Here is a 22,995-nt window from a genome sequence, read left to right on the forward strand (position 1 = left end):
CCGCGGAGGCCCCATGGTACGGAGTGACATCGAGCCGTTCTACCGAGGAGTGAAGAGATGCGCAGGTGGGGGCCGCTGACCGCGGTGTGTCTGGGAACGTTCATGTTGTTGCTCGACGTGACGATCGTGGTGGTGGCGCTGCCGGACATGGCGGCGGCACTGCACGCGTCCCTGAGCGATCTGCAGTGGGTGGTGGACGGCTACGCCCTGGCGCTGGCCGCGCTGCTGCTGGGGGCGGGGGCGGCGGCCGACATCCTGGGCCGGCGCCGGGTGCATGTGGCCGGTGTCGTGGTGTTCGCGGCCGCGAGCCTGCTGTGCGGGCTGGCGCCGGGGCCGGGGCTCCTGGTGGCGGCCCGGGCCGTGCAGGGAGTGGGGGCGGCCGCGATGTTCGCGGCCACGCTGCCGCTGCTCGGTTCGGTCTACCAGGGGCGGCAGCGGTCGGCGGCGCTCGGCGTGTGGGGTGCGGTGAGCGGCGGGGCCGCGGCGGTCGGTCCCGTGGTCGGCGGGCTGCTGACGGCGGGGCCCGGCTGGCGCTGGATCTTCCTGGTGAACCTGCCGGTCAGCGTGGTCGCGGTGTGGCTGACACTGCGGGTCGTACCGGAGTCGCGGGGGCCGCGCGGGATGCATGTGGACTGGGCGGGTACGGTCGCGTTCGCGCTGTTCGCCGGTGGCGTGACCTACGGGGTCGTACGGGCCGGGGAGGACGGCTGGACGGCGTCGGCCGCGCTCGGCGCGTTCGCCGCGGCGGCCCTGGGGCTGCTGGTCTTCGTGCTGGTGGAACGGCGGGCCGCGCATCCCCTGCTGGAGCTGTCGCTGCTGCGCGGGCGGTCGTTCACCGGGGTCATGGTGGGGGCGTTCGCGTTCAGCGGGGTGGCGTTCGGCGCGCTGCCGTACGTGTCGATCTGGATGCAGACCCTGCTCGGGATGACCCCGGTGCGGGGCGGGCTGACGCTGCTGCCGATGACGGTGGCGGCGATGGTGGTCGCGGTGCTGGTGGGACGGCTGCTGCACGGGGCGCCGGCCCGGCTCACGGTCGGCGGCGGGCTGCTGCTGATCGGCGCGGGCGACCTCTGCCAGGCGGTGCTGGGCTCGGCCTCCTCCTGGACCGCGCTGATACCGGGGTTCGTGCTGGTCGGTGTCGGCACGGGGCTCGTGTCGCCGACGGTCGCGGGCGCGGCGCTGGCCGCGGTGCCCGCGGAGCGGGCCGGGATGGCGGGCGGTGCCGTGAACACGGTCCGGCAGCTGGGGTACGCGCTCGGGGTCGCCGTCTCCGGGACCGTGGTGACCTCCAGGATGACCGGCACCCTCCCGCACGACGCGGCGCACACACTGGCGGGCGGCGGCGCCGGAGCACTGCGGGGCACCTTCGCCGAGCACACCCTGCGCACGGCCTTCGCCTCGGGGCTGAACGGTGCCCTGATGGTGCTGGGGGGTGCCTCGGTGGCGGCGGGCGCGCTGGTCCTGGTGCTGGTGCGGGCCCCGCGCGCGGACGGCCGGGTGACGAAATCGGCCCCGGCGGCGCAGTCCTCGGGGGACACGGCATTCCCGCGGGCCTGACCGGCCGGTAACCAGCCGGGGGCGGTAATCGGGTCGTACAGATTCAGTGGAGATTACGGAGGCGGAACTTACTCAACCGTAGGGATTCTGTCCGACCCTTCCCCATGTGAGTGTATTTTCCAGACCCTGACGGGCGCATACGAGAGCAATGCTCGTTTTCGCACCCCCCTCCCGAACGGTCTGCCGGTGGGGTAGCTTTCACGGCGCTGTGCGGAGCGTGACTGGGGAGCGAGAAGCGGGAGCGGGGTTTGCGCGAGTTCACCAACCCGCCGTTGGCGTCGGCACCGCCGGTCGGCGGCCTGGCCGACTGTGTGTTCGAGCATGCCCTGACGGACCCGCTGCACATCGCCCTGGGCCGCAAGGACGACCTCGGCCAGTGGCGTGACGTGACCTCCGCCGAGTTCCGTGACGAGGTGCTGGCCCTCGCCAAGGGCCTGCTGGCGCGCGGCATCCGGTTCGGCGACCGGGTCGCGATCATGTCCCGCACCCGCTACGAGTGGACCCTGTTCGACTTCGCCCTGTGGACGATCGGTGCCCAGGTGGTGCCGGTCTACCCCACGTCGTCGGCCGAGCAGTGCTTCTGGATGCTGTACGACGCCGAGTGCACGGCCGCGATCGTGGAGCACGAGGACCACGCGATGACGATCGCCACCGTCATCGACCGGCTGCCGCAGCTGCGCCAGCTGTGGCAGCTGGACTCGGGCGCGGTGCAGGAGCTGTACGACGCGGGCGCGCACCTGGAGGACGAGGTCGTGCACCGGCACCGGCAGGCGGTCACCCCGGAGTCGGTCGCCACGATCATCTACACCTCGGGCACCACCGGCCGCCCGAAGGGCTGTGTGCTCTCGCACGGCAACTTCATGTACGAGGCGGACGCGGTCGTCGGCCGCTGGGAGTCGGTGTTCCGCGCGAAGAAGGGCGAGGAGGTCTCCACCCTGCTCTTCCTGCCGCTCGCGCACGTCTTCGGCCGCATGGTGGAGGTTGCCGCGGTCCGGCACGGCGTGCGCTTCGGCCACCAGCCGCAGCTGAACGCGGCCGCGCTGCTGCCCGATCTGGCCGCGTTCCGGCCGACGTTCATCCTGGCCGTGCCGTACATCTTCGAGAAGGTGTTCAACGCGGCCCGGCGGAAGGCGGAGAAGGACGGCAAGGGCGGCCCGTTCGAGAAGGCGGTGGAGATCGCGGTGAAGTACGCGGACGCCGTCGAGGCGAAGGCGTGGGGCACCGGACCCGGCCCGTCGGCGTCACTGCGCATGCAGCACCAGCTCTTCGACAAGCTCGTCTACTCCAAGGTGCGGGCGGCGATGGGCGGGCGGATCCGCAACGCCATGTCCGGTGGCTCGGCCATGGACCGCAGGCTCGGCCTGTTCTTCGCCGGCGCGGGCGTGCAGATCTACGAGGGCTACGGCCTGACCGAGTCGACGGCGGCCGCCACCGCCAACCCGCCGGAGCGCACCCGCTACGGCACGGTCGGCCAGGCCGTCCCGGGCAGCACCGTGCACATCGCGGACGACGGCGAGGTCTGGCTGCACGGCGGCCATGTCTTCCAGGGCTATCTCAACAACCAGAAGGCCACCGACGCCTCCCTGCACGACGGCTGGCTGGCCACCGGCGACCTGGGCTCCCTGGACGAGGACGGCTACCTCACCATCACCGGCCGCAAGAAGGAGATCCTGGTGACCTCCGGCGGCAAGAGCGTCTCCCCCGGCGTCCTGGAGGAGCGGGTACGCGACCATCCGCTGGTCAACCAGTGCATCGTCGTCGGCAACGACCGCCCCTACATCGCGGCTCTGGTCACGCTGGACACCGAGTCCGTCGAGCACTGGCTGCAGATGCGCGGCAAGCCCCGGATGCCCGAGGCCCAGCTGGTGCGCGACGCCGACCTGGAGACCGAGGTGCGGCGCGCGGTGGTGGCCGCCAACACCCTGGTCTCACAGGCCGAGTCGATCCGTACCTTCCGTATCCTCGCCCAGCCGTTCACCGAGGAACACGGCTTGCTGACCCCGTCGTTGAAGCTGAAGCGCAAGGCGATCGAGAACGCCTACGCCAACGAGGTCGAGGCCCTCTACCGGGCCTGACGACCCGTCACTCCATCATCTGACGGCGATCTCCACGATCTGGTGACCAGGGCTTCGCCAGACCTTTTCATCGGATGTCTGCAGACGGGCGGGTCCCCCCTGACCGTCTGCCCCCGGATGCCGTCTCGTCCGTCGGCGCTTCCACAGCCACCCGTCAATGGTCCGGACCAATAAGGTCGGATGCGTTTCCGGCCAATCTCCACCCCGGGAGGCTGACCCACCGCTCGGTTCCGGCGGATTCCGGGCTCAGGAATGCATCACGGCCGTTGATCGTTGACGATGGGTGTATCACCTGTCGACAACCTAAGGATCGAGAGCTCGTGAGCAGCAAGGTCCCCCCGAAAATCCTCAACAACGGCGTCGAGATGCCCCAGCTGGGCTTCGGTGTGTGGCAGGTGCCGGACGACGAGGCCGAGCGGGCCGTCGCCACGGCACTGGAGGCCGGGTACCGCAGCATCGACACTGCGGCGATCTACGGCAACGAAGAGGGCACCGGCAAGGCCATCGCCTCGTCCGGCATCCCCCGCGAGGACTTGTTCGTCACCACCAAGCTCTGGAACGCCGACCAGGGGTACGACGCCACGCTGCGCGCCTTCGACGCGTCGCTGGCGAAGCTGGGCCTGGACTATCTGGACCTGTACCTCATCCACTGGCCGCTGCCGGCCCGGGACGCGTACGTCGACTCCTACAAAGCGTTCGAGCAGCTGCTGACCGACGGCCTCGTGAAATCGATCGGCGTCTCCAACTTCCTCCCGGAGCACCTGGAACGGCTGATCGAGGAGACGTCGGTGATCCCGGCGGTCAACCAGATCGAACTGCACCCGCATCTGCAGCAGCACGCGGCTCGGGAGTTCCACGCCGAACAGGGCATCGCCACCGAGGCCTGGTCCCCGCTCGGCCAGGGCAAGGGCCTGCTGGAGGTGCCGGCGATCGTCGCCATCGCACAGAAGCACAACCGCACCCCGGCCCAGGTCGTACTGCGCTGGCACATCCAGCTGGGCAACGTGGTGATCCCCAAGTCGGTCACGCCGTCCCGGATCAAGGAGAACATCGAGGTGTTCGACTTCAGCCTGGACACCGAGGACCTCGCGGCAATCAGCGCGCTCAACGAGGACCGTCGCATCGGCCCGGACCCGGCCACCTTCGACATGCGCTGAACGGCGAGCGCTGAGCGGTATGCGCTGAGCGGCAGCCCGCCGCACACCGGTCGTCCCGCCGTGAACACGGCGGGACGGCCGCTCGCGTCACCCGGCGCGTTCCCCGACCCCCGTGCGGGGCGCGTCAGTCGGAGTGCACGTCCGCGTGGACGACCTCGAACTCCTCCAGGGCGACCACGGTCACATGCGCCTTGGCGACGTCCTGGCGCCGAGCGGCCGCCTGCCCGCCGCGGGACGCGGCCATCGAGGCGCGGTCGACGAACAGCACACCGACCGTGCCCCGGCCCAGCTGCCGGTCGACGAACAGGGCACACCGCGCGAACCCGGGCAGGGTCTCCAGGCGGGGTACCCCCGACGACCGGAACGTCTCGACGAACAGGTCCGTGTCGGCCGGGTCGAACTCCACCCTGGTCATCCGCACTCCGCCGCCCACCCTCGGCAGCTGCACCGAGTGGAAGACGGCCACCTCGTAGTTCTCGACGGCGACGGTGCCCGCGAACGGCTCCAGCATCGGCCCGCGCCGCTCGCGCATCACCTGGTCGCTGTTGCGCCGGGCCTCCTCGGAGCCCCACCAGCTCACCGCGAGCAGTTTCCCCAGTTCCCGGTCGACGAAGACGCCCGCGCCCCGGTACTCGGGACGTTCCTCCAGCAGACTGCGCCCTTCGCTGTTCAGCGCCCGGATGGCGGACTCGATCTGCGCCGGATCGCCGGTGGCGTACACCGTACGTACGAACATGACCCCTCGCCTCCCAGGAGCCACCGGAGCCACTGCCCAACCCCCGCACGGCTCCTGCATAAATGTTCGGAATATCTGCCCCACCAGTGTTCCCCGGGCTTCATATCGGCGCAATGCATGACAATTGCCCGAGTTCACATTCAGGGGTTGACGCGGACATGTAAGCGGGGCCACCTTGTACGGCACCCGGTCAGGAAACTTTCCTAACAGAAGGGGACCCCCCACAGTGCGCATCCGAACACTGACCCTCGCCGCGGCCTCCGGGGCCGCACTGCTGGCCGCCGGAGTGCTCCCCGCGAGCGCCTCCGGCACCACCGTCCCGAAGTCCGCCCAGGAGGGCTCGGTCAGCGCGGCCGACCTGCTCGCGAAGGTGACCTCCTGCTCCCAGATCTCCAGCGGCAAGTACAAGACCGACGACGAGACCTCGGCCACGATCCCCGTGTGCGGCAAGAACGGCGCGGTGTTCTGGAAGTCCGACATGGACATCGACTGCGACGGCCAGCGCACCACCAACTGCAACGAGGACCGCGACCCCTGGTACCAGGACGACACCGCGTTCCATCAGTCCGACGGCAAGCCGCTCAAGGCCGAGTCGCTGCCGTACGTCGTGGTGCCCAGCTCCAGCAGCATCTGGAACTACTCCAGTGCCGGCATCAAGGGCGGCGGCGTGGTCGCCGTCATCTACAACAACAAGGTCGAGTACGCGGTGGTCGGCGACACCGGCCCCACGCAGATCATCGGCGAGGCGTCCTACGCCACCGCCAAGGCGCTCGGCATCGACCCCGACCCGGCGACCGGCGGTGCCGACTCGGGCGTCACCTACATACTGTTCAAGAACTCCACGGTCTCCCCCATCGAGAGCCACAGCGCGGCGGTGTCCCTCGGCGACCAGCTGGCGAAGCAGTTCCTCGCCAGCAACTGAACCGGGGAGGGCGAGCGGCCCGGTACCACGCGGTACCGGGCCGTCGGCACGTCAGTTGGGCTGCCCGAGCGGGCGTACGACAAGGGTGTTGACGTCCACGCCGGCCGGCTGCCGGATCGCCCACACCACCGAGTCGGCGGGCGCGGCCATCGCCGCACTGCTCCCCGTCACCACGTACCTGCGCACCCCGGGCAGCCGCCTGGACGACGTCACCGCGGCCGTACGTACGGCGGGCGCGGGCGCCGACGGGATCCTCTATCTGCCCGCCCGCCGCCGGGTCTGGTCGCTCGCCGACCCGGGCACCGCGCGGGGACTGCGCGACCTCGCCCTGGACCGCACCCCCGCGGCCTCCGGAACGCTGTACGGCACGGAGGCCGGCCCGTCCGTGATCCGGGCCCGGCTGCTCACCGCGCACCGCGTCGTCGTACTGCGGGATCCGGTGGGACAGCCGCCGGATCCCGCGCCGGGTGAGGCCATGAAGCGCAGGACGCTCGCCGAGCGGTTCGAGGAGTGCGGGACGCGGACGGTGCGGGGAGCGCGGGTGAGCGTGTACGCGCTCCGCTGCCAGGGCCTGTCTGACAATTCCCGTCTGCCCCACGACGCCATGCACGCTCCCCCACTGCCTTGAGGGCGTGGGAGGTGCCCCCACTCGCCGCACCGGGCGCAGACCCAAGTACGTCCAGGACGAGGGCCTACGCCCGGCACGGCGAGAGCACGCACCTGACGCCGCGAGGCCGCCCTCCGGGCGACGACGGGAATTGTCAGACAGGCCCTAGACGTGCCCTAGACGGGCCGTACGGCCGTGTGCACTGTGCGGGCGCCGAGGACGAACACGTCGGACCTGCGGTGCACGCTCGCCGGGTCGGCCGGGTCGAGGAGGCGGTCCAGGGTGGTGCGGTCGTCGGCGTCCAGCCCCTCGCCGACGGTGTCGCGCAGCCGGGAGAGGATCTCGGTCGCGTAGTCACGGGCCCGGTCGGAGGCCGGGGCGGGCAGGTCGATGAGGAAGCTGCGGCTGCGGGCGTACCTGAGCCCGGCGGAGCTGAGCAGCGCGGGCCAGTCCTCGGCCTCGGCGACGGCGCCCGGCAGGTCGGTGCGCATCTGCGCGAACCACTCCTCCTGCAGCGCGTCCAGCCGTGCCTGGAGTCCGGCCCTGCCGATGCCGATGTCACGGGGCAGGAAACGGCTGGGCAGGCCGCCTTCGAGGATGGCCAGGGTGCCGCCGGGGGCCAGCCGCTCGCCGAACGCGGTGAGCGCGGCCCGCTGGTCGCCGAGGTGGTGGAGGCTGTGCCCGGCCCACAGGAGGTCGGCCGGGTAGTCCAGCTTGTCCAGGACGCCCGGGAGTTCACCGGCGAGGACGCCGAACCGGTCCCCCACGCCCAGCCGCTCGGCGCGGGCCAGGGCGCGGTCGAGGAGCGGTTCGCTGCCGTCCACGGCCAGCACCCGGGCGCCCGGGAAGGCCTCGGCGAACAGACACGACACCACACCGGGCCCGCTGCCGGCGTCGACGATCAGCCCCGGCTCGGTGATCTCCTTGCCGAGCCAGCCCAGGGCGTTCTCGTAGAGCGGGGCGAACAGCTCCGCCTGCGACTCCAGATGCGGGGCCATCTCGGCCCAGTCGATGTCGGTGTGCGCGTGGGCATGGGCGTGGGTGTCGCTGTGCTGGTGGTGATCGTGCGCCATGGGAGCAGCCTCTCGTCCGGGTGCCGCCAGGGTGCGCCGACGCACCGCCCGGAGGCCAGTCCTGTTGCCGGTGCGGCAAAAAAGGAGATGCGGACGGCAAGGCCGGCGGGCCACGATGGCCGGATGGACGACGAGTTGGTGGAGCGCTTCCTGACCGACGGCTTCGTGAAGATCGAGGGGGCCGTCCCACCCCGGGTCGCCGAAGGCTGCGCCCGGCGGCTGTGGCAGGAGACGGGGTACGACCCCGAGGACCCGGGCACCTGGAAGGACCCGGTGGTGTGGGTGGCCGGCCTGGCCGACGGCCCCTTCGCCGCCGCCCCCAACTCCCCGGCGCTGCACGAGGCGTTCGACCTGCTGGTCGGCGAGCGGCGCTGGGACCCGCGCTATTCGCTGGGTGCCTTCCCGCTCAGGTTCCCGCACCGGGAGGAACCCGACGACGCGGGCTGGCACATCGACACGAGTTTCCAGCCGGAGGGCGCCACCGACTGGTACGCCAACGTGTGGTCCAAGGAGCGCGCCCTGCTGATGCTGTTCCTGTTCAGCGAGGTGACCGAGGAGGACGCCCCGACCCGCGTCCGGGTCGGCTCGCACCTGGACGTGCCCCGGATCCTGGAGCCGTACGGCGCCGGGGGTGCCACGCTGGGTGAGCTCGGCCCGCAGGTGGCGGCGGCCTCCGCGCACCGCCCGGTCGCCTTCGCCACCGGCCGGCCGGGCGACGTCTACCTGTGCCACCCGTTCCTGGTCCATGCCGCCCAGCCGAACCACGGCAACCGTCCGCGCTTCCTGGCCCAGCCACCCCTGTACCTGAACGCTCCCCTGGAGCTGGACCGCCCCGACGGGGCCTACTCGCCGGTCGAACTCGCGGTCCGCCGGGGCCTGGCCCTGGGCTCTGCGCAGGGCTGACCCCGGCGGACGGTCACCGTCCTACGACAGCGGCGGGTAGGCGTTCTGCATCAGTTGCTGGAACTGGGCGGAGAACCAGTGCCCGGACAGCGGCGCGTTCGGCAGGGCGCCGGACATGCTGTTGCCGTTGCGGGCGTTGCCCGTGTACGTCGGGTCGCACATCTGGTCGAAGCCCTTGCCCTCGTCGTTCGGGATGGCGGTGCTGGAGCCGTCGGACTCGCCCGGGGGCTTCATCCAGACATAGGCGTCGATCCCGGTGGCCGGGCTGGCCTGCGGGCGTTCGCCGAGACCGGCTCCGGACTGGTTGCACCAGTTGCCGACGTGGATCCGGCGGTCGTAGCGGCCGCCGTCGACGTAGGTGTCCACGCTGGTCGTCGCGCCCGGGCCGACCGGGCGGGCGCTGCCGCCCCAGCCGTTGCGGGAGGTGTCGATCAGCATGCCGATGCCGGAGTTGAAGCCGACCGAGACCAGCTGGGTGCGGAAGGCCTGGGCGAAGGACAGCTCGTCGACGTAGCGGTTCCAGTCGACCCACTTGGACTGGCGGACGGAGGTGCCGTTCACCGTGTCGTTGACGGTGAAGTTGTTCTCCTTCAGGGCGCTGTAGTTGGCCGTGTTGGTGATGAAGCCGGCCACGTCGTCGACGGTCGCGCCCTCGCTGGTGGCCGCCTGCTTGAACAGGGTGGCCGACGGGGCGAAGTTGTCGTCCCAGCCGAGCCAGCCGTGGTGGCCGGCGTCGAGGTAGTTGTAGACGTTCGGGATCGCGCCGAGCTTGGCGAGCGCGTAGCCGACGCCCTTCACGTAGTTGCCGTTGGCGAGCATGGTGTCGCAGTTGGCGGTGGCGGTGGCCCGGCTGCCGGTGTTGGTGACCAGATTGGGCAGCGAGTCGATCTCGATGGTGGTGACGATCCGCAGCGATGCGTACTTCGGATCGGCGAGGATCGTCGCGATCGGGTCGATGAACTGCGTCTTGTACTTGTCGATCTCCGTCGGGCCGAGTTCGCCGTTGGAGGCGAGGGCCGCGCAGTCCCGTCCGGGGAGGTCGTAGACGACCAGCTGGACGACCTCCTCGCCGCTGCCCTTCTGGGCGAGGGCGGCGTCCAGGTGGTCGCGCAGGCCCATGCCGCCGTTGACGCCCGCGATCGCGGCGATACGGTCGAGCCAGACGCCGGTGGGCTGGTTGGAGACGCGGCTGCCGCCCGGTTCGGCGGCGGCCTTCGCGGACCACTCGGGGTTCACGTACACCTTGGCGCCGGAGTACGGGTTGTCGACGCGGGTGCCGGAACCGCCACCGTTGTCACCCCCGCCTCCGCCGCTGCCGTCGTCGACGTTGCAGGTGACGCCGTCGAGGGTGAAGGCGGTCGGGAGCGCGTTGGTGCCGCTGTAGGACCCGTTGAAGCCGAAGCTGACCGAACCGCCGGTCGCCAGCGCACCGTTGTAGGTCTCGTTGGCCGCGGTGACGGCGGTGCCGCTCTGGGTGATCTTGCTGCTCCAGAAGCTGGTCACCTTCTGGTTCCCGGCGTACGACCACTTCACCGTCCAACTCGACTTCGCCGCCGAGTTGTTGGTGACGGTGACGGCGGCGGTGAAGCCGGCGCCCCAGTCGTTCTGGATCTTGTAGTCGACGGTGCAGGGAATCGCGGCGATCGCCGCCTGCGAGGAGGGGGTCACGGCGAACGCTGGCCCGGACACCCCGGCGACGAGCGCCAGGGCGGCGAGTACCGCTGTTCTGGTACGACTCATGAGTGCGGGTTTCCTTCTTCTTCGGTGGGAGGGCTAGGGATTGATGGCCTGGAGGTGGTCGCGCAGGCCGGCGCCGTACGCCGTCGGCGTACCGCTGTAGTCGGAGATCAGGGACGGGCCCGAGGAGCAGTCCCAGGTGTTCCAGGTCCAGCCCAGATAGGACAGGCCGCGGTCGTCGAACCACTTCATGACCTGGTCGACGAAGCCGTGCGAGCAGGTGTTCTCGCCGATCTCCCCGGCGACCAGCGGCACCTGGGCCGCGACCGGGGCGAGGGTGGAGTTCCAGCAGCTCTCACTGGCGCAGGTGTTGAAGTTGTAGACGTGGTAGGCGGCGACGAGATTGCCGGCCGGGTCGGTGGGCCGGTACGCGAGCCACTGGCCGAGGTCGTTGGAGTACGCGAGCCCGCCGATCATGATGACGTTCCTGGCGCCCGCCGACCGGATGCCGTCCACCAGATCCTGCATGCCGGCGACCTCGTAGCCGATCCCCGGGCAGCTGCCGCCGTCCCGCCAGCACTGCCAGGCCTGGGTGACGGTGGAGGTCGCCCGGTCCGGGTACGGCTCGTTGAACAGGTCGAACACGGCCGCCGGGTCGTCCTTGAAGGTGCCGGCCACCGAGGACCAGAAGGACGGGCTGTACTGCGCGTCCGGCATCGGCTTCTGGCAGGTGGCGTGCACGTCGGAGCAGCCCGCGGAGTTACCGGTGTACTGGCCGTAGGACCAGTGGAGTTCGAGGATCGGCGTCATGCCGAACGACTCGACGCGGGCCACCAGGTCCTTGACCGCGTTGATGTAATTGGCGCCGCCGTACTCGGGTTTGACGTTGGACAGGCCCAGCCAGCACTCCTCGTTGAGCGGGATGCGGACCGCGTTGGCCTTCCAGTCGGCGATCGCCTTGATCGCCGTGTCGTCCACCGGGCCGTCCCAGATCCCGTAGCCCTGCACGCACATGAACTCGCCGCCGGAGCGGTTCACGCCGAGGAGCCGGTGGGCCGTGCCGCCGGCGTCCACGAGCTTGGTGCCGGCGACGTGCAGGGCGGGCGCCGTGCCGGTGCCGGGCGGCTCGGTCGGGGTCGGGGTCGGGGTGGGAGTGGGTTCGGAATCGACGTTGCAGGTCGTGCCGTTGAGCTTGAACGCCGTCGGTACGGCGTTGCTCCCCGACCAGGAGCCGAGGAACCCGGCGCTGACACTGGCGCCGGTGGCCAGCGAACCGTTCCAGCTCTCGTTCGTGGCGGTGACCGCCGTACCGGACTGGGACCACTTGGCGCTCCAGCCCTGCGTGACCTTCTGACCGTTCGCGAAGCCGAAGCCGAGGCTCCAACCGCTCATGGCCGCCATGTTGTTGGTGAGGGTCACGGAGGCCTGGAAGCCGGTGTCCCACTGGCTGGTGACCGTGTACTGCACCGTGCACGCCGGCGTTGCTCCGGACGCCGACACCACCGGCACCAGCGCGGACCCGACGAGGGCGACCGCACCGGCGACGGCTAAAAGAACTGAACGCGGGGGGTGTCGCATGAGCGACTCCTTGCAGCTCGGGCGCGTCATGACGGACGCGTCGACTGAACGGAATCGCTCCCACTGGTGCGAAGGAAGGTAGCGCCAAGTCGCAGCAAAGAACAGGGGAGTTGCTTGACTTTTCCTCAGCGGCGTCCGTCGAATCTTTTCGACTCTTCAACGGCCTTGACCGCACCATGCCACGTCTCCACTATGGGAGCGCTCCCACTGGTTCAAGCCTTGACTTCTTCCCGAGCCGCAAGCGCAAGGAGGAACCAGCACATGCATCCCGCACACCCCCCGCACCCCGGGCGGAGAGGCAGAGCCGTACGACGGCTGTGGACGGCCGTCGTCGCTGCCTTGGCCCTGCCCCTGTCGATGCTCGCCACCGGAACGACCCCCGCCCACGCGGCGACGGTCCAGTGCAGCGTCGACTACAAGACCAACGACTGGGGCACCGGCTTCACCGCCGACCTGACCCTCACCAACCGCGGTACCGACGCGATCAACGGCTGGACGCTGACGTACGCGTACTCGGGCAACCAGAAGCTGACGAACGGCTGGAACGGCACCTGGTCCCAGTCCGGCACCTCGATCACGGTGCAGAACGCGTCGTACAACGGCACCGTCGCGGCGGGCGCGGCGGTGTCGACGGGCGCCCAGTTCTCGTACACCGGCAGCAACGCGGCCCCGACCGCCTTCGCGGTCAACGGCACGACCTGCGCCGGCGCGCACCAGCCGCCGGTCACCGTGCTGACCAGCCCGAGCGCGGGAGCGGTCTACACCCAGGGCGACGCGGTGCCGCTGGCGGCGACCGCGGCGGCGGCCGACGGCGCGACGATCAGCAAGATCGAGTTCTACGACGACACCACGCTGCTGGGGACGGACACCTCGTCGCCGTACTCGCTCTCGGTCACCGGTCTGACCGTGGGCAGCCATTCGCTGGTGGCGAAGGCGTACGACAGCCTGGGCGCGTCCGCGTCCTCGACACCGGTCGGTGTCACGGTCGCCTCCGGTCCCGCCGTGGTCGCCTCACCGACCCAACTGGGCATCCAGCAGGGCGCGACCGGCACGTTCGGGGTGCGCCTGTCGAAGCAGCCGACCGCCAACGTGACGGTGTCGGTGGCCCGCACGGCCGGGAACACCGGGCTGTCGGTGAGCGCCGGGTCGTCGCTGACCTTCACCCCGTCCAACTGGAGCACCGCGCAGAACGTGACCGTCGCCGCGGACTCCGCCGGCACCGGCACGGCGACCTTCACCGTGTCCGCGACCGGCTACGCCGGCGCCGCGGTCACCGTGACGGAACTGGCCGCGTCGAAGGCGTACGACGCGCGTTTCCTGGACCTCTACGGGAAGATCACCAACCCGGCGAACGGCTACTTCTCCCCCGAGGGCATCCCGTACCACTCGGTCGAGACGCTGATCGTCGAGGCGCCGGACCAGGGGCATGAGACCACGTCGGAGGCCTACAGTTACCTTCTCTGGCTGCAGGCCATGTACGGCAAGGTCACCGGTGACTGGTCCAAGTTCAACGGCGCGTGGACCCTCATGGAGAAGTACATGATCCCGACCCACGCCGACCAGCCGACGAACTCCTTCTACAACGCGTCCAAGCCCGCCACCTACGCCCCGGAGCTGGACACGCCGAACGAGTACCCGGCGAAGCTGGACACCTCCGTGTCGGTGGGCTCGGACCCGATCGCGGCCGAACTGAAGACCGCGTACGGCACGGACGACGTCTACGGCATGCACTGGCTGGAGGACGTCGACAACGTCTACGGCTACGGCGACACCCCGGGCGGCGGCTGCGAGGCGGGCCCGACGGCCGACGGGCCGTCGTACATCAACACCTTCCAGCGCGGGGCGCAGGAGTCGGTGTGGGAGACGGTCCCGCAGCCGACCTGCGACGCCTTCAAGTACGGCGGGACGAACGGGTACCTGGACCTGTTCACCGGCGACTCGTCCTACGCCAAGCAGTGGAAGTACACGGACGCCCCGGACGCCGACGCGCGGGCGGTACAGGCCGCGTACTGGGCGGACGTGTGGGCGAAGGCGCAGGGCAAGGGCGCCGACGTCTCCGCCACCGTCGGCAAGGCGGCGAAGATGGGCGACTATCTGCGCTACGCCATGTACGACAAGTACTTCAAGAAGATCGGCAACTGCGTCGGCCCGTCGACCTGCCCGGCCGGCACCGGCAAGGACGCCTCGGACTACCTGCTGTCCTGGTACTACGCGTGGGGCGGGGCGACCGACACCAACGCGGGCTGGGCGTGGCGCATCGGGTCCGGCCATGTGCACGGCGGCTACCAGAACCCGCTGGCCGCGTACGCGCTCAGCTCGTACGCCGACCTGAAGCCCAAGTCGGCGACCGGGGCAGCGGACTGGAGTACGTCACTGACCCGGCAGCTGGAGTTCTACCGCTGGCTGCAGTCCTCCGAGGGCGCCATCGCGGGCGGGGCGACGAACAGCTGGCAGGGCCGGTACGCCAGTCCGCCGGCCGGTACGTCGACCTTCTACGGCATGTACTACGACTGGGAGCCGGTCTACCACGACCCGCCGTCCAACCAGTGGTTCGGCTTCCAGGCCTGGTCGATGGAGCGGGTCGCCGAGTACTACCAGCAGACCGGGAACGCCACGGCCCAGGCGGTTCTCGACAAGTGGGTGGCGTGGGCGCTGTCCAAGACCACGATCAACCCGGACGGCACCTACCAGATCCCCTCGACGCTCCAGTGGTCGGGCCAGCCCGACACCTGGAACGCCTCAAGTCCCGGCGCCAACAGCGGACTTCACGTCACCGTCGCCGACTACACGAACGACGTGGGCGTGGCGGCCGCGTATGCCAAGACGCTGACCTACTACGCCGCCAAGTCCGGCAACGCGACGGCGAAGTCGACGGCCAAGGCGCTGCTCGACGGCATGTGGGCCAACTACCAGGACAGCCTGGGGATCGCGGTGCCGGAGACGCGGGCCGACTACAGCCGCTTCGACGACAGCGTGTACGTGCCGAGCGGGTGGTCCGGGAAGATGCCGAACGGCGACACGGTCAACTCGTCGTCGACGTTCGCCTCGCTGCGGTCCTTCTACCAGGACGACCCTGCCTGGTCGAAGATCGAGAGCTATCTGGCGGGCGGGGCCGCGCCGTCGTTCACGTATCACCGGTTCTGGGCCCAGGCGGACATCGCGCTGGCCATGGGGTCGTACGCGGAGCTGCTGGAGTAGTTCGGCTGCGGGCGCGTCGTGGCCGGGCGCGCCCGCGCGGCGGAGCCGCGTATTGATACAGCCCCGCGCCCCTTACGGGGCGCTGCAGCCGGGCCGTCCTCACCCGCACTGAGGGCGGTCCGGCAACTCTCACCCTGCCCGGAAAGCGCTTACCCGTCTCTCGCGGAAGGGACTTCCCTTGCGAAGAACCCGCATCCTCACCGCCGTCCTCGCCCTCGCCGCCGGGCTGCTCGTCGGCACCCCGCCCGCTCTCGCCGCCCGCGAGACCACGCAGGTCGCGCTCGCCGCCGACAGCTACACCTGGCACAACGCCCGGATCGACGGCGGTGGTTTCGTCCCCGGGATCGTCTTCAACCGCAGCGAGAAGAACCTCGCCTACGCCCGTACCGACATCGGCGGCGCCTACCGCTGGCAGGAGTCGACGAAGACCTGGACGCCGTTGCTGGACTCGGTCGGCTGGGACCAGTGGGGCCATACGGGCGTGGTCAGCCTGGCCTCGGACCCGGTCGATCCGAGCAAGGTGTACGCGGCCGTCGGGACGTACACCAACAGCTGGGACCCGACGAACGGGGCCGTGCTGCGCTCCGCCGACCGGGGCGCCAGCTGGCAGAAGACGGATCTGCCCTTCAAGCTGGGCGGCAACATGCCCGGCCGGGGCATGGGCGAGCGGCTGGCGATCGACCCGAACAAGGACAGCGTGCTGTATCTGGGCGCGCCCAGCGGCAAGGGGCTGTGGCGGTCGACGGACTCCGGGGTGACCTGGGCGCAGGTGACCAACTTCCCCAACGTCGGCAATTACGTGCAGGATGCGACCGACACCAGCGGCTACGCCTCCGACAACCAGGGCATCACCTGGGTCACCTTCGACGAGTCGACCGGTACGGCCGGTACGGCGACGAAGGCGATCTACGTCGGGGTCGCCGACCTGCAGAACTCGGTGTACCGCTCGACGGACGCGGGCGCCACCTGGACCCGGCTCGCCGGACAGCCGACGGGATACCTCGCGCACAAGGGCGTGCTGGACGCCGTCAACGGATATCTGTATCTCTCCTACAGCGACAAGGGCGGCCCGTACGACGGCGGCAAGGGTCAGCTGTGGCGGTACGCGACCGCCACCGGCACCTGGACGAACATCAGCCCGGTGGCGGAGGCCGACACCTACTACGGCTTCTCCGGCCTGACGGTCGACCGGCAGCACCCCGGCACGGTGATGGCGACGGCGTACAGCTCCTGGTGGCCGGACACCCAGCTCTTCCGCTCCACGGACAGCGGCGCGACCTGGACGAAGGCGTGGGACTACACGTCGTACCCCAACCGCTCGAACCGCTACACGATGGACGTCTCGTCCAGCCCGTGGCTCACCTTCGGCGCGAACCCGTCACCACCCGAACAGGCCCCGAAACTGGGGTGGATGACGGAGGCGCTGGAGATCGACCCGTTCGACTCGAACCGGATGATGTACGGGACGGGAGCGACGCTCTACGGCACGGAGAACCTGGGCAAGTGGGACTCCGGCGGCCAGTTCACGATCAAGCCGATGGTGCAGGGCCTGGAGGAGACGGCGGTCGACGACCTGGCCGCGCCGCCGTCCGGCGGGGCCCAGCTCTTCAGCGCGCTGGGTGACATCGGCGGCTTCCGTCACACGGACCTGACCAAGGTCCCCTCGCTGATGTACACGTCCCCCACCTTCACGACCACGACGAGCCTGGACTTCGCGGAGACGAACCCCAACACCGTGGTCAGGGTGGGCAATCTCGACTCCGGCCCGCACATCGCGTTCTCGACGGACAACGGGGCCAACTGGTTCGCCGGGACGGACCCTTCGGGGGTGAGCGGCGGCGGTACGGTCGCGGCGGCCGCCGACGGCAGCCGGTTCGTCTGGAGCCCGGCGGGCACCGGCGTCCAGTACGCGACGGGCTTCGGCTCGTCCTGGTCGGCGTCGAGCGGGATCCCGGCCGGGGCGACCGTCGAGTCCGACCGCGTCGACCCGAAGACCTTCTACGGCTTCAAGTCCGGGAAGTTCTACGTGAGTACGGACGGCGGCGCGAGCTTCACGGCGTCCGCCGCGACCGGCCTGCCCAGCGGCGACAGCGTGCGGTTCAACGCGCTGCCCGGGACGAAGGGCGATGTGTGGCTGGCGGGCGGCGCCACGGACGGCGCCTACGGCCTGTGGCACTCCACGGACGGCGGCGCGAGCTTCGCCAAGCTCTCGAACGTCGACCAGGCCGACACGATCGGCTTCGGCAAGGCGGCGGCCGGCGCCTCGTACCAGACCCTCTACACCAGCGCGAAGATCGGCGGAGTACGCGGCGTCTTCCGCTCCACGGACAAGGGGGCGACCTGGACGCGTATCAACGACGATGCCCACCAGTGGGGTTGGACGGGCGCGGCGATCACGGGCGATCCGCGTGTCTACGGCCGGGTGTACATCTCCACGAACGGCCGGGGTGTGGTCTACGGCGACACAGCCGGCGGCGGTGACGACGGCGGAGGCGGCACGGATCCCACCCCGTCCGGCGCCTGCACGGTCACCTACCGGATCACCAACCAGTGGACGGGCGGCTTCCAGGCGGACGTCCGACTCGCCAACACCGGCACCGCGTCATGGACCGGCTGGTCCCTGGCCTGGTCCTTCCCGAACGGCCAGACCGTCGGCCAGCTCTGGAACGCCGACTGGACCCAGTCCGGCGCTTCCGTGACCGCGAAGAACGTCAGCTGGAACGGCACGGTCGCCGCCGGCTCCTCGGTGTCCTTCGGCTTCACCGGGGGCTGGACGGGGACGAACGCCAGACCCTCGTCCTTCAAGCTGGGCGACCAGACCTGCACGGTCGCCTGACCGGCCGAGAGGGCGCGTGCCGCACCGGGCACGCGCCCTCTCGGCCATCGACAGGCCCGGTCAGCGGACGACCAGTCGGTGCGCTCCCGCCGGGACCAGTTCGCCGATGACCGGGGCGCCCGGGACCTCGCCGGCGACGAGGAGGCCGCCGGAGGTCTGGGCGTCGGCGAGCAGCAACCGGGTCAGGTCGTCGGCGTCGCCGAAGTCGGTGTGCGGGGTGACCCATGCGAGGTTGCGGCGGGTGCCGCCGCTGATGTGTCCGGTGCGGGCGGCCTCCCGGGCGCCGTCGAGGAACGGCACCGCGGCGGAGTCGACGACGGCGGTCACCTCCGATGCGCGGGCGAGCTTGTAGAGGTGGCCCAGCAGGCCGAAACCGGTGACGTCGGTGGCGCAGACCGCCCCCGCGGCCACCGCGGCGCGCGCCGCGTCACGGTTGAGCGCCACCATCGTCTCGATGGCCTGCGGGAAGACCTCGCCGGTCGTCTTGTGCAGGTTGTTGAGGACTCCGAGGCCCAGCGGTTTGGTCAGGGACAGCGGCGTCCCCGGCCGTCCCGCGTCGTTGCGCAGGAGGTGGTCCGGATCGACGGTGCCGGTCACCGCCATGCCGTACTTGGGTTCCGGATCGTCCACGCTGTGGCCGCCCGCCACGACGCAGCCCGCCGCCGCGGCGACGTCCATTCCGCCGCGCAGTACCTCTCGTGCCAGCTCGAACGGCAGCACGTCGCGGGGCCAGCACAGGAGGTTGACCGCCACGAGCGGGGTGCCGCCCATGGCGTAGACGTCGGACAGCGCGTTGGCGGCGGCGATGCGGCCCCAGTCGTAGGGGTCGTCGACCACCGGTGTGAAGAAGTCCGCCGTGGCGACGGCGGCGGTCGCGCCGGCGTTGCCGGGCAGTCGGACGACCGCCGCGTCGTCGCCGGCTTCGAGGCCCACGAGCAGGTCGCCCGTGGCGGTGCCGGGCATCCCCGGGGCCGTCAGTCCGGCGACGATCTCCTCGAGTTCGCCGGGGGGAATCTTGCAGGCGCAGCCGCCGCCGTGTGCGTACTGCGTGAGCCGTACGGTCCCGTGCTCCTGTGGCTCGTGGACGCCCATACGTGTGCCTGTCATGGCTGCATCGATCCTTGCGGTGAAGGGGAGCGCCGTGTGGCGCGTTGACTTGCCCGGGAATGCGACGGTTCGATGGCCCCGCGGGGAGGCGTAAGGGTGCCTGGTGGCCCTCCCGGTCTTCAAAACCGAGGTGTCCGAGCAACTCGGGCAGGCGGGTTCGATTCCCGTCCGTCTCCGCCGATCCGCGCGTGCGGTCCGCGTCACCGGTCGTCCGGGGCTGTGGCGCGGCAGCGGCGCAGCGCCGCGTTCACCCGCACGGTGTGGCCGTGCCGGTCCAGGTATTCCAGCAGCGGGACGGCGACCCGGCGCGTGGTGTCCAGGGCCTGGCGGGCCTGGCTGGTGGTGAACGGCTGCTCCAGCCGGGCGAGGACGGCCGCGGCCCGTACGTCCGCGTCCGGAAGCAGCACGATTCCCTGGCCGATCCGCAACAGGGTTCCCGCGGCCTCGGCGGCCGCCAGCAGCTTGGGTGTGAGCCCGAGTTCGTGCAGCCGCTCGGCGTCCGGGGCGTGGAACGGCGCACGGGCCAGGTCCGCGCGTACGGCTTCCACCGCGGCCTCGGTCGCGGGCGGCAGCGTGGGGCCGCCGCGGCTGCCGTAGAGCCGGCCGTCGCTGTACCGCAGGCCGGGCGACTGTGCCCGGAGCGCCTCGACGAGGCCGCGCTCCGGCAGTCCGAGCGTCTGACGGGCCGCCTCCAGGGGCATGCCGGGTTCGAGGGGGTTGCGGGCGGCGTGCTCCTCGACCGCCTCGGTCAGGCGCTCGCGCAGCGCCGCCCAGTGGGCCGGGTCCGCCAGCCACTCCCCGGCGACCGGTTCCGCGGGCGGCCGCACCCCCATGGCGAGCAGCTCCGAGCGGCGGATCAGGCCGCGCCGGCGCAGTTCCCCGGCTCCGTCGGCGGGTCCCGGCGCCGCCGCCAGTTCCTGGGCCCGGGCCGCCGCCGCACCGCGCCGGGTCAGCCGCGGCGGGCGGACGTCCAGCACGGTGATCCCCGCGGGGACGCGGTGCAGTCCGGGGTCGCGCAGCAGCGCGCCGTCGCCGACGCGCAGCGGCAGCGGTGCGGCCAGCCGCAGGCGCGCGGTGTCCGCGCCGAGCGGGCGGACCGTCACCGGCACCGCCGCGGAGCCCGCGTGCAGGGTGAGGTCGCGCGGCAGATCACCGGCCGCGTCACCGCGCAGCCGTACGTCCACGATGTCGGTGGTCAGCCAGCGGTCCGGAGTGAGCAGCGCGTCCCCGCGGCGCAGTTCCCCGGCGCCCGGTCCCGTCACGTTGACCGCCACCCGTGCGACCGCCCCGGCCTCCTGGCACGGCTCCTTGAGGCACTCCAGCCCGCGTACCCGCAGCGTCCGCCCGTCGTGGGCGAGCCGGAGCCGGTCGCCGACGCGCACGGTCCCCGCGCCGAGGGTGCCGGTGACGACCGTGCCGTGGCCGCGCACCGTGAACGCCCGGTCCACCCACAGCCGTACGTCCGCGGCGAGGTCCGGGGCGGGCAGGTCGCCGGTCATCCGGACCAGGGCGGCGCACAGCGCGTCGAGGCCGGTACCCGTCACCGCGCTGACCGCCACGCCCGGCACGTCGCCCAGGGACGACCGGGCGATCCGGGCGAGCGCCTCGGCGCGGGCCGCGTCCGGTCCTGCCAGGTCGCAGCGGGTGACGGCGAGGACGCCGTGCCGTACCCCGAGCGCGTCCAGGACGGACAGGTGCTCCTCGGACTGCGGCTGCCAGCCCTGGTCGGCGGCGACGACGAAGAGGACGGCGGGAACCGGGCCGACCCCGGCCAGCATGTTGCCGACGAGGCGTTCGTGCCCCGGTACGTCGACGAAGGCCACGTCATCCGCGCCGGGCAGCCGCGTCCACACGAAACCCAGGTCCAGTGTCATGCCCCGGCGCCGTTCCTCCGCCCAGCGGTCGGGCTCCATCCCGGTCAGGGCGCGCAGCAGCGCGGACTTGCCGTGGTCGACGTGTCCCGCGGTGGCGACGACGTGCACGGGTCAGCTCCCTGTTCCCGGCCCGGCCGCCCCGGGCGGCACCTCGGCCAGGCGTACCGCCCGTGCCAGGAGCGCGTCGGCCTCCGGCGGCACCGCCCGCAGGTCCAGCAGGCAGCGGCCGTTCTCGACGCGGGCCATCACGGCCGGGGCCGTTTCGCGCAGCGGGGCCGCGTAGGCGACCGGCAGCGAGACGGCGGCGCTCGGCAGCATCACGCCCGGCGCGCCGCCGCCGCCGACCACCGCCTCGGTGTCGACGGCACGGCTGTCGAACCCGTCCGCGCGCAGGCTCCCGGCGAGGTCCCTGGCACGTTCCCGCAGCCGTACGGGGTCGGCGCGCAGCGCGGTGACGGTCGGCGGGACGGGGCCGCGCACGGTCGCCTCCAGGGCGGCCAGGGTCAGCTTGTCCACGCGCAGGGCACGGGCCAGCGGGTGCCGGGCCAGCCTCCGCACCAGTTCCGCGTCGCCCAGCAGAAGCCCGCACTGCGGTCCGCCGAGCAGCTTGTCGCCGCTGGCCGTGACCAGGGACGCCCCGGCCCGCAGCCAGGTCGTCGCGTCGGGCTCCCCGGGCAGTGCGGGCTCCGGGGTGAGCAGGCCCGAGCCGATGTCGGCCACCACGGGCACCCCCAGCGGGGCCAGTTCGGCGACGGACGCCTCCCGGGTGAAGCCGGTGACGCGGAAGTTGGAGGGGTGGACCTTCAGGACGAAGCCGGTGTCCGGGCCCACGGCCGCGGCGTAGTCGGCGGGTGTGGTGCGGTTGGTGGTGCCGACCTCGCGGAGCCGGGCGCCGGTGGCGACGAGCAGGTCGGGCAGGCGGAAGCCGTCCCCGATCTCCACCATCTCGCCCCGGCTGACGACGATCTCCCGCCCCTGGGCGAGCGCGGTCGCGGCCAGGACGAGCGCCGCAGCGCCGTTGTTGACCACATGGGCGGCCTCGGCGGCCGGCACGGCGCGCAGCAGGGCGTCGAGCGCGGTACGCCCCCGCCGGGAACGGGTCCCGGTGGCGAGGTCGAGTTCGACGTCCGTGGTGCCGGACGCGGCCAGCACGGCGTCCCGGGCCGCCTGCGACAGCGCGGCCCGGCCCAGGTTGGTGTGGAGCAGCACGCCGGTGGCGTTGACGACCGGGCGCAGGGTGCAGGCGGTGGCGGGGAGGGCGGCCACGGCACGGTCGGCGATCTCGTCGACGGGTACCTCGCCCGCCCGGGCCCGGGACTGCACTCCCGCGACCACGTCCTTGACCAGCTCCGGTCCGAGCCGCCGCGCCGCCGCGGTCAGCCGGGGATCGGCCAGCAGCACATCGGTGCGCGGCAGCCGCCGCCGCTCGTCGACGGGCGGGGCGGCGTCCGCCGCGCCGGCGTGGTCGCGCCCCATCCCGTGCACCTCCGCTCCGGCCCATGCTGATGGCAACGCGGCCAGGCTAGGTCGGCGGCCGCTCCCGGAGCCCGCGCCGCACCGTGCGCGGTCCGGCCCGGACCGGTACGGCTCACGGCCGAGGCGGGTCGGGGGCCGGTGCGCTGATCCGGTGCGGACCGTGACGAGGACACGCGGGCCTGACGCGGGCCGTGACGAGCGCGAGCGGGCACGCTGCCT

The 22,995-nt window shown here is 71.5% G+C and carries 14 protein-coding genes, 1 tRNA gene and 1 pseudogene; 8 read left to right on the forward strand and 8 right to left on the reverse strand.

Annotated elements, in window-relative coordinates:
• Nucleotides 1-57: 57 nt before the first annotated feature.
• The 3 genes from AB0D59_RS37700 (at nucleotide 58) to AB0D59_RS37710 (ending at nucleotide 4,789) form a co-directional block, all read left to right on the forward strand.
• Nucleotides 58-1,557 (forward strand): MFS transporter, encoded by a 1,500-nt coding sequence (locus AB0D59_RS37700; RefSeq protein ID WP_362575289.1) that lies wholly within the window; start codon nucleotides 58-60, stop codon nucleotides 1,555-1,557.
• A gap of 248 nt (nucleotides 1,558-1,805) precedes the next feature.
• Nucleotides 1,806-3,632 (forward strand): long-chain fatty acid--CoA ligase, encoded by a 1,827-nt coding sequence (locus AB0D59_RS37705; RefSeq protein WP_362575291.1) that lies wholly within the window; start codon nucleotides 1,806-1,808, stop codon nucleotides 3,630-3,632.
• 320 nt (nucleotides 3,633-3,952) lie between these two features.
• Entirely contained in the window at nucleotides 3,953-4,789 is an 837-nt protein-coding gene (locus AB0D59_RS37710; protein WP_362575293.1) for an aldo/keto reductase, read from the forward strand.
• Between the two features lie 124 nt (nucleotides 4,790-4,913).
• Here the strand turns inward: AB0D59_RS37710 and AB0D59_RS37715 are convergent, their stop codons facing one another.
• A complete protein-coding gene (locus AB0D59_RS37715; protein WP_362575295.1) occupies nucleotides 4,914-5,525 on the reverse strand; it encodes a hypothetical protein in 612 nt (203 codons plus the stop codon).
• A 226-nt stretch (nucleotides 5,526-5,751) separates the two neighbouring features.
• Between AB0D59_RS37715 and AB0D59_RS37720 the strand changes: the two genes are divergently transcribed.
• Nucleotides 5,752-6,447: a glycoside hydrolase family 75 protein gene (locus AB0D59_RS37720; RefSeq protein WP_362575297.1), complete on the forward strand. Its 696-nt coding sequence runs from the start codon at nucleotides 5,752-5,754 to the stop codon at nucleotides 6,445-6,447.
• 51 nt (nucleotides 6,448-6,498) lie between these two features.
• On the opposite strand, the pseudogene AB0D59_RS37725 reads toward AB0D59_RS37720, so the two are convergent.
• A pseudogene (locus AB0D59_RS37725) lies at nucleotides 6,499-6,585 on the reverse strand (short-chain dehydrogenase); the annotation flags it as partial.
• Nucleotides 6,586-7,230: 645 nt separating this feature from the next.
• Entirely contained in the window at nucleotides 7,231-8,127 is an 897-nt protein-coding gene (locus AB0D59_RS37730) for a class I SAM-dependent methyltransferase (RefSeq protein ID WP_362575299.1), read from the reverse strand.
• A 123-nt stretch (nucleotides 8,128-8,250) separates the two neighbouring features.
• On the opposite strand from AB0D59_RS37730, the gene AB0D59_RS37735 reads away from it, so the two are divergent.
• The gene (locus AB0D59_RS37735) at nucleotides 8,251-9,030 is read left to right on the forward strand and encodes a phytanoyl-CoA dioxygenase family protein (RefSeq protein ID WP_362575301.1); all 780 of its coding nucleotides are present in this window, start codon (nucleotides 8,251-8,253) and stop codon (nucleotides 9,028-9,030) included.
• Nucleotides 9,031-9,051: 21 nt separating this feature from the next.
• Here the strand turns inward: AB0D59_RS37735 and AB0D59_RS37740 are convergent, their stop codons facing one another.
• Together AB0D59_RS37740 and AB0D59_RS37745 are read right to left on the reverse strand one after the other, a co-directional pair.
• Nucleotides 9,052-10,770 (reverse strand): glycoside hydrolase family 6 protein, encoded by a 1,719-nt coding sequence (locus tag AB0D59_RS37740; RefSeq protein ID WP_362575303.1) that lies wholly within the window; start codon nucleotides 10,768-10,770, stop codon nucleotides 9,052-9,054.
• Nucleotides 10,771-10,803: 33 nt separating this feature from the next.
• The gene (locus AB0D59_RS37745; RefSeq protein WP_362575305.1) at nucleotides 10,804-12,285 is read right to left on the reverse strand and encodes a cellulose binding domain-containing protein; all 1,482 of its coding nucleotides are present in this window, start codon (nucleotides 12,283-12,285) and stop codon (nucleotides 10,804-10,806) included.
• Nucleotides 12,286-12,546: 261 nt separating this feature from the next.
• Between AB0D59_RS37745 and AB0D59_RS37750 the strand changes: the two genes are divergently transcribed.
• Together AB0D59_RS37750 and AB0D59_RS37755 are read left to right on the forward strand one after the other, a co-directional pair.
• The gene (locus AB0D59_RS37750) at nucleotides 12,547-15,483 is read left to right on the forward strand and encodes a glycoside hydrolase family 48 protein (RefSeq protein WP_362575307.1); all 2,937 of its coding nucleotides are present in this window, start codon (nucleotides 12,547-12,549) and stop codon (nucleotides 15,481-15,483) included.
• 178 nt (nucleotides 15,484-15,661) lie between these two features.
• Entirely contained in the window at nucleotides 15,662-18,319 is a 2,658-nt protein-coding gene (locus tag AB0D59_RS37755) for a cellulose binding domain-containing protein (protein ID WP_362575309.1), read from the forward strand.
• Between the two features lie 60 nt (nucleotides 18,320-18,379).
• On the opposite strand, the gene selD is transcribed toward AB0D59_RS37755, so the two are convergent.
• Nucleotides 18,380-19,426 carry a selenide, water dikinase SelD gene (selD, locus tag AB0D59_RS37760; protein WP_362575311.1) on the reverse strand — a complete coding sequence of 349 codons (1,047 nt, stop codon included), beginning with the start codon at nucleotides 19,424-19,426 and terminating at the stop codon, nucleotides 18,380-18,382.
• A gap of 84 nt (nucleotides 19,427-19,510) precedes the next feature.
• Here selD and AB0D59_RS37765 point away from each other — a divergent pair.
• A tRNA-Sec gene (locus AB0D59_RS37765) sits at nucleotides 19,511-19,603 on the forward strand.
• Between the two features lie 23 nt (nucleotides 19,604-19,626).
• Here the strand turns inward: AB0D59_RS37765 and AB0D59_RS37770 are convergent.
• A complete protein-coding gene (locus tag AB0D59_RS37770; RefSeq protein WP_362575313.1) occupies nucleotides 19,627-21,408 on the reverse strand; it encodes a SelB C-terminal domain-containing protein in 1,782 nt (593 codons plus the stop codon).
• 3 nt (nucleotides 21,409-21,411) lie between these two features.
• The gene (gene selA / locus AB0D59_RS37775) at nucleotides 21,412-22,776 is read right to left on the reverse strand and encodes an L-seryl-tRNA(Sec) selenium transferase (RefSeq protein WP_362575315.1); all 1,365 of its coding nucleotides are present in this window, start codon (nucleotides 22,774-22,776) and stop codon (nucleotides 21,412-21,414) included.
• Between the last annotated feature and the right edge of the window lie 219 nt (nucleotides 22,777-22,995).

This window comes from Streptomyces sp. NPDC048417, from assembly GCF_040651615.1.
Lineage (GTDB): Bacteria > Actinomycetota > Actinomycetes > Streptomycetales > Streptomycetaceae > Streptomyces.

Coding starts and splice junctions, on each gene's coding strand:
- AB0D59_RS37700 (WP_362575289.1), top strand. CDS start 58: ATGCGCAGGTGGGGGCCGCTGACCGCGGTGTGTCTGGGAACGTTCATG.
- AB0D59_RS37715 (WP_362575295.1), bottom strand. CDS start 5,525: ATGTTCGTACGTACGGTGTACGCCACCGGCGATCCGGCGCAGATCGAG.
- AB0D59_RS37730 (WP_362575299.1), bottom strand. CDS start 8,127: ATGGCGCACGATCACCACCAGCACAGCGACACCCACGCCCATGCCCAC.
- AB0D59_RS37735 (WP_362575301.1), top strand. CDS start 8,251: ATGGACGACGAGTTGGTGGAGCGCTTCCTGACCGACGGCTTCGTGAAG.
- AB0D59_RS37740 (WP_362575303.1), bottom strand. CDS start 10,770: ATGAGTCGTACCAGAACAGCGGTACTCGCCGCCCTGGCGCTCGTCGCC.
- AB0D59_RS37745 (WP_362575305.1), bottom strand. CDS start 12,285: ATGCGACACCCCCCGCGTTCAGTTCTTTTAGCCGTCGCCGGTGCGGTC.
- AB0D59_RS37750 (WP_362575307.1), top strand. CDS start 12,547: ATGCATCCCGCACACCCCCCGCACCCCGGGCGGAGAGGCAGAGCCGTA.
- selD (WP_362575311.1), bottom strand. CDS start 19,426: ATGACAGGCACACGTATGGGCGTCCACGAGCCACAGGAGCACGGGACC.
- selA (WP_362575315.1), bottom strand. CDS start 22,776: ATGGGGCGCGACCACGCCGGCGCGGCGGACGCCGCCCCGCCCGTCGAC.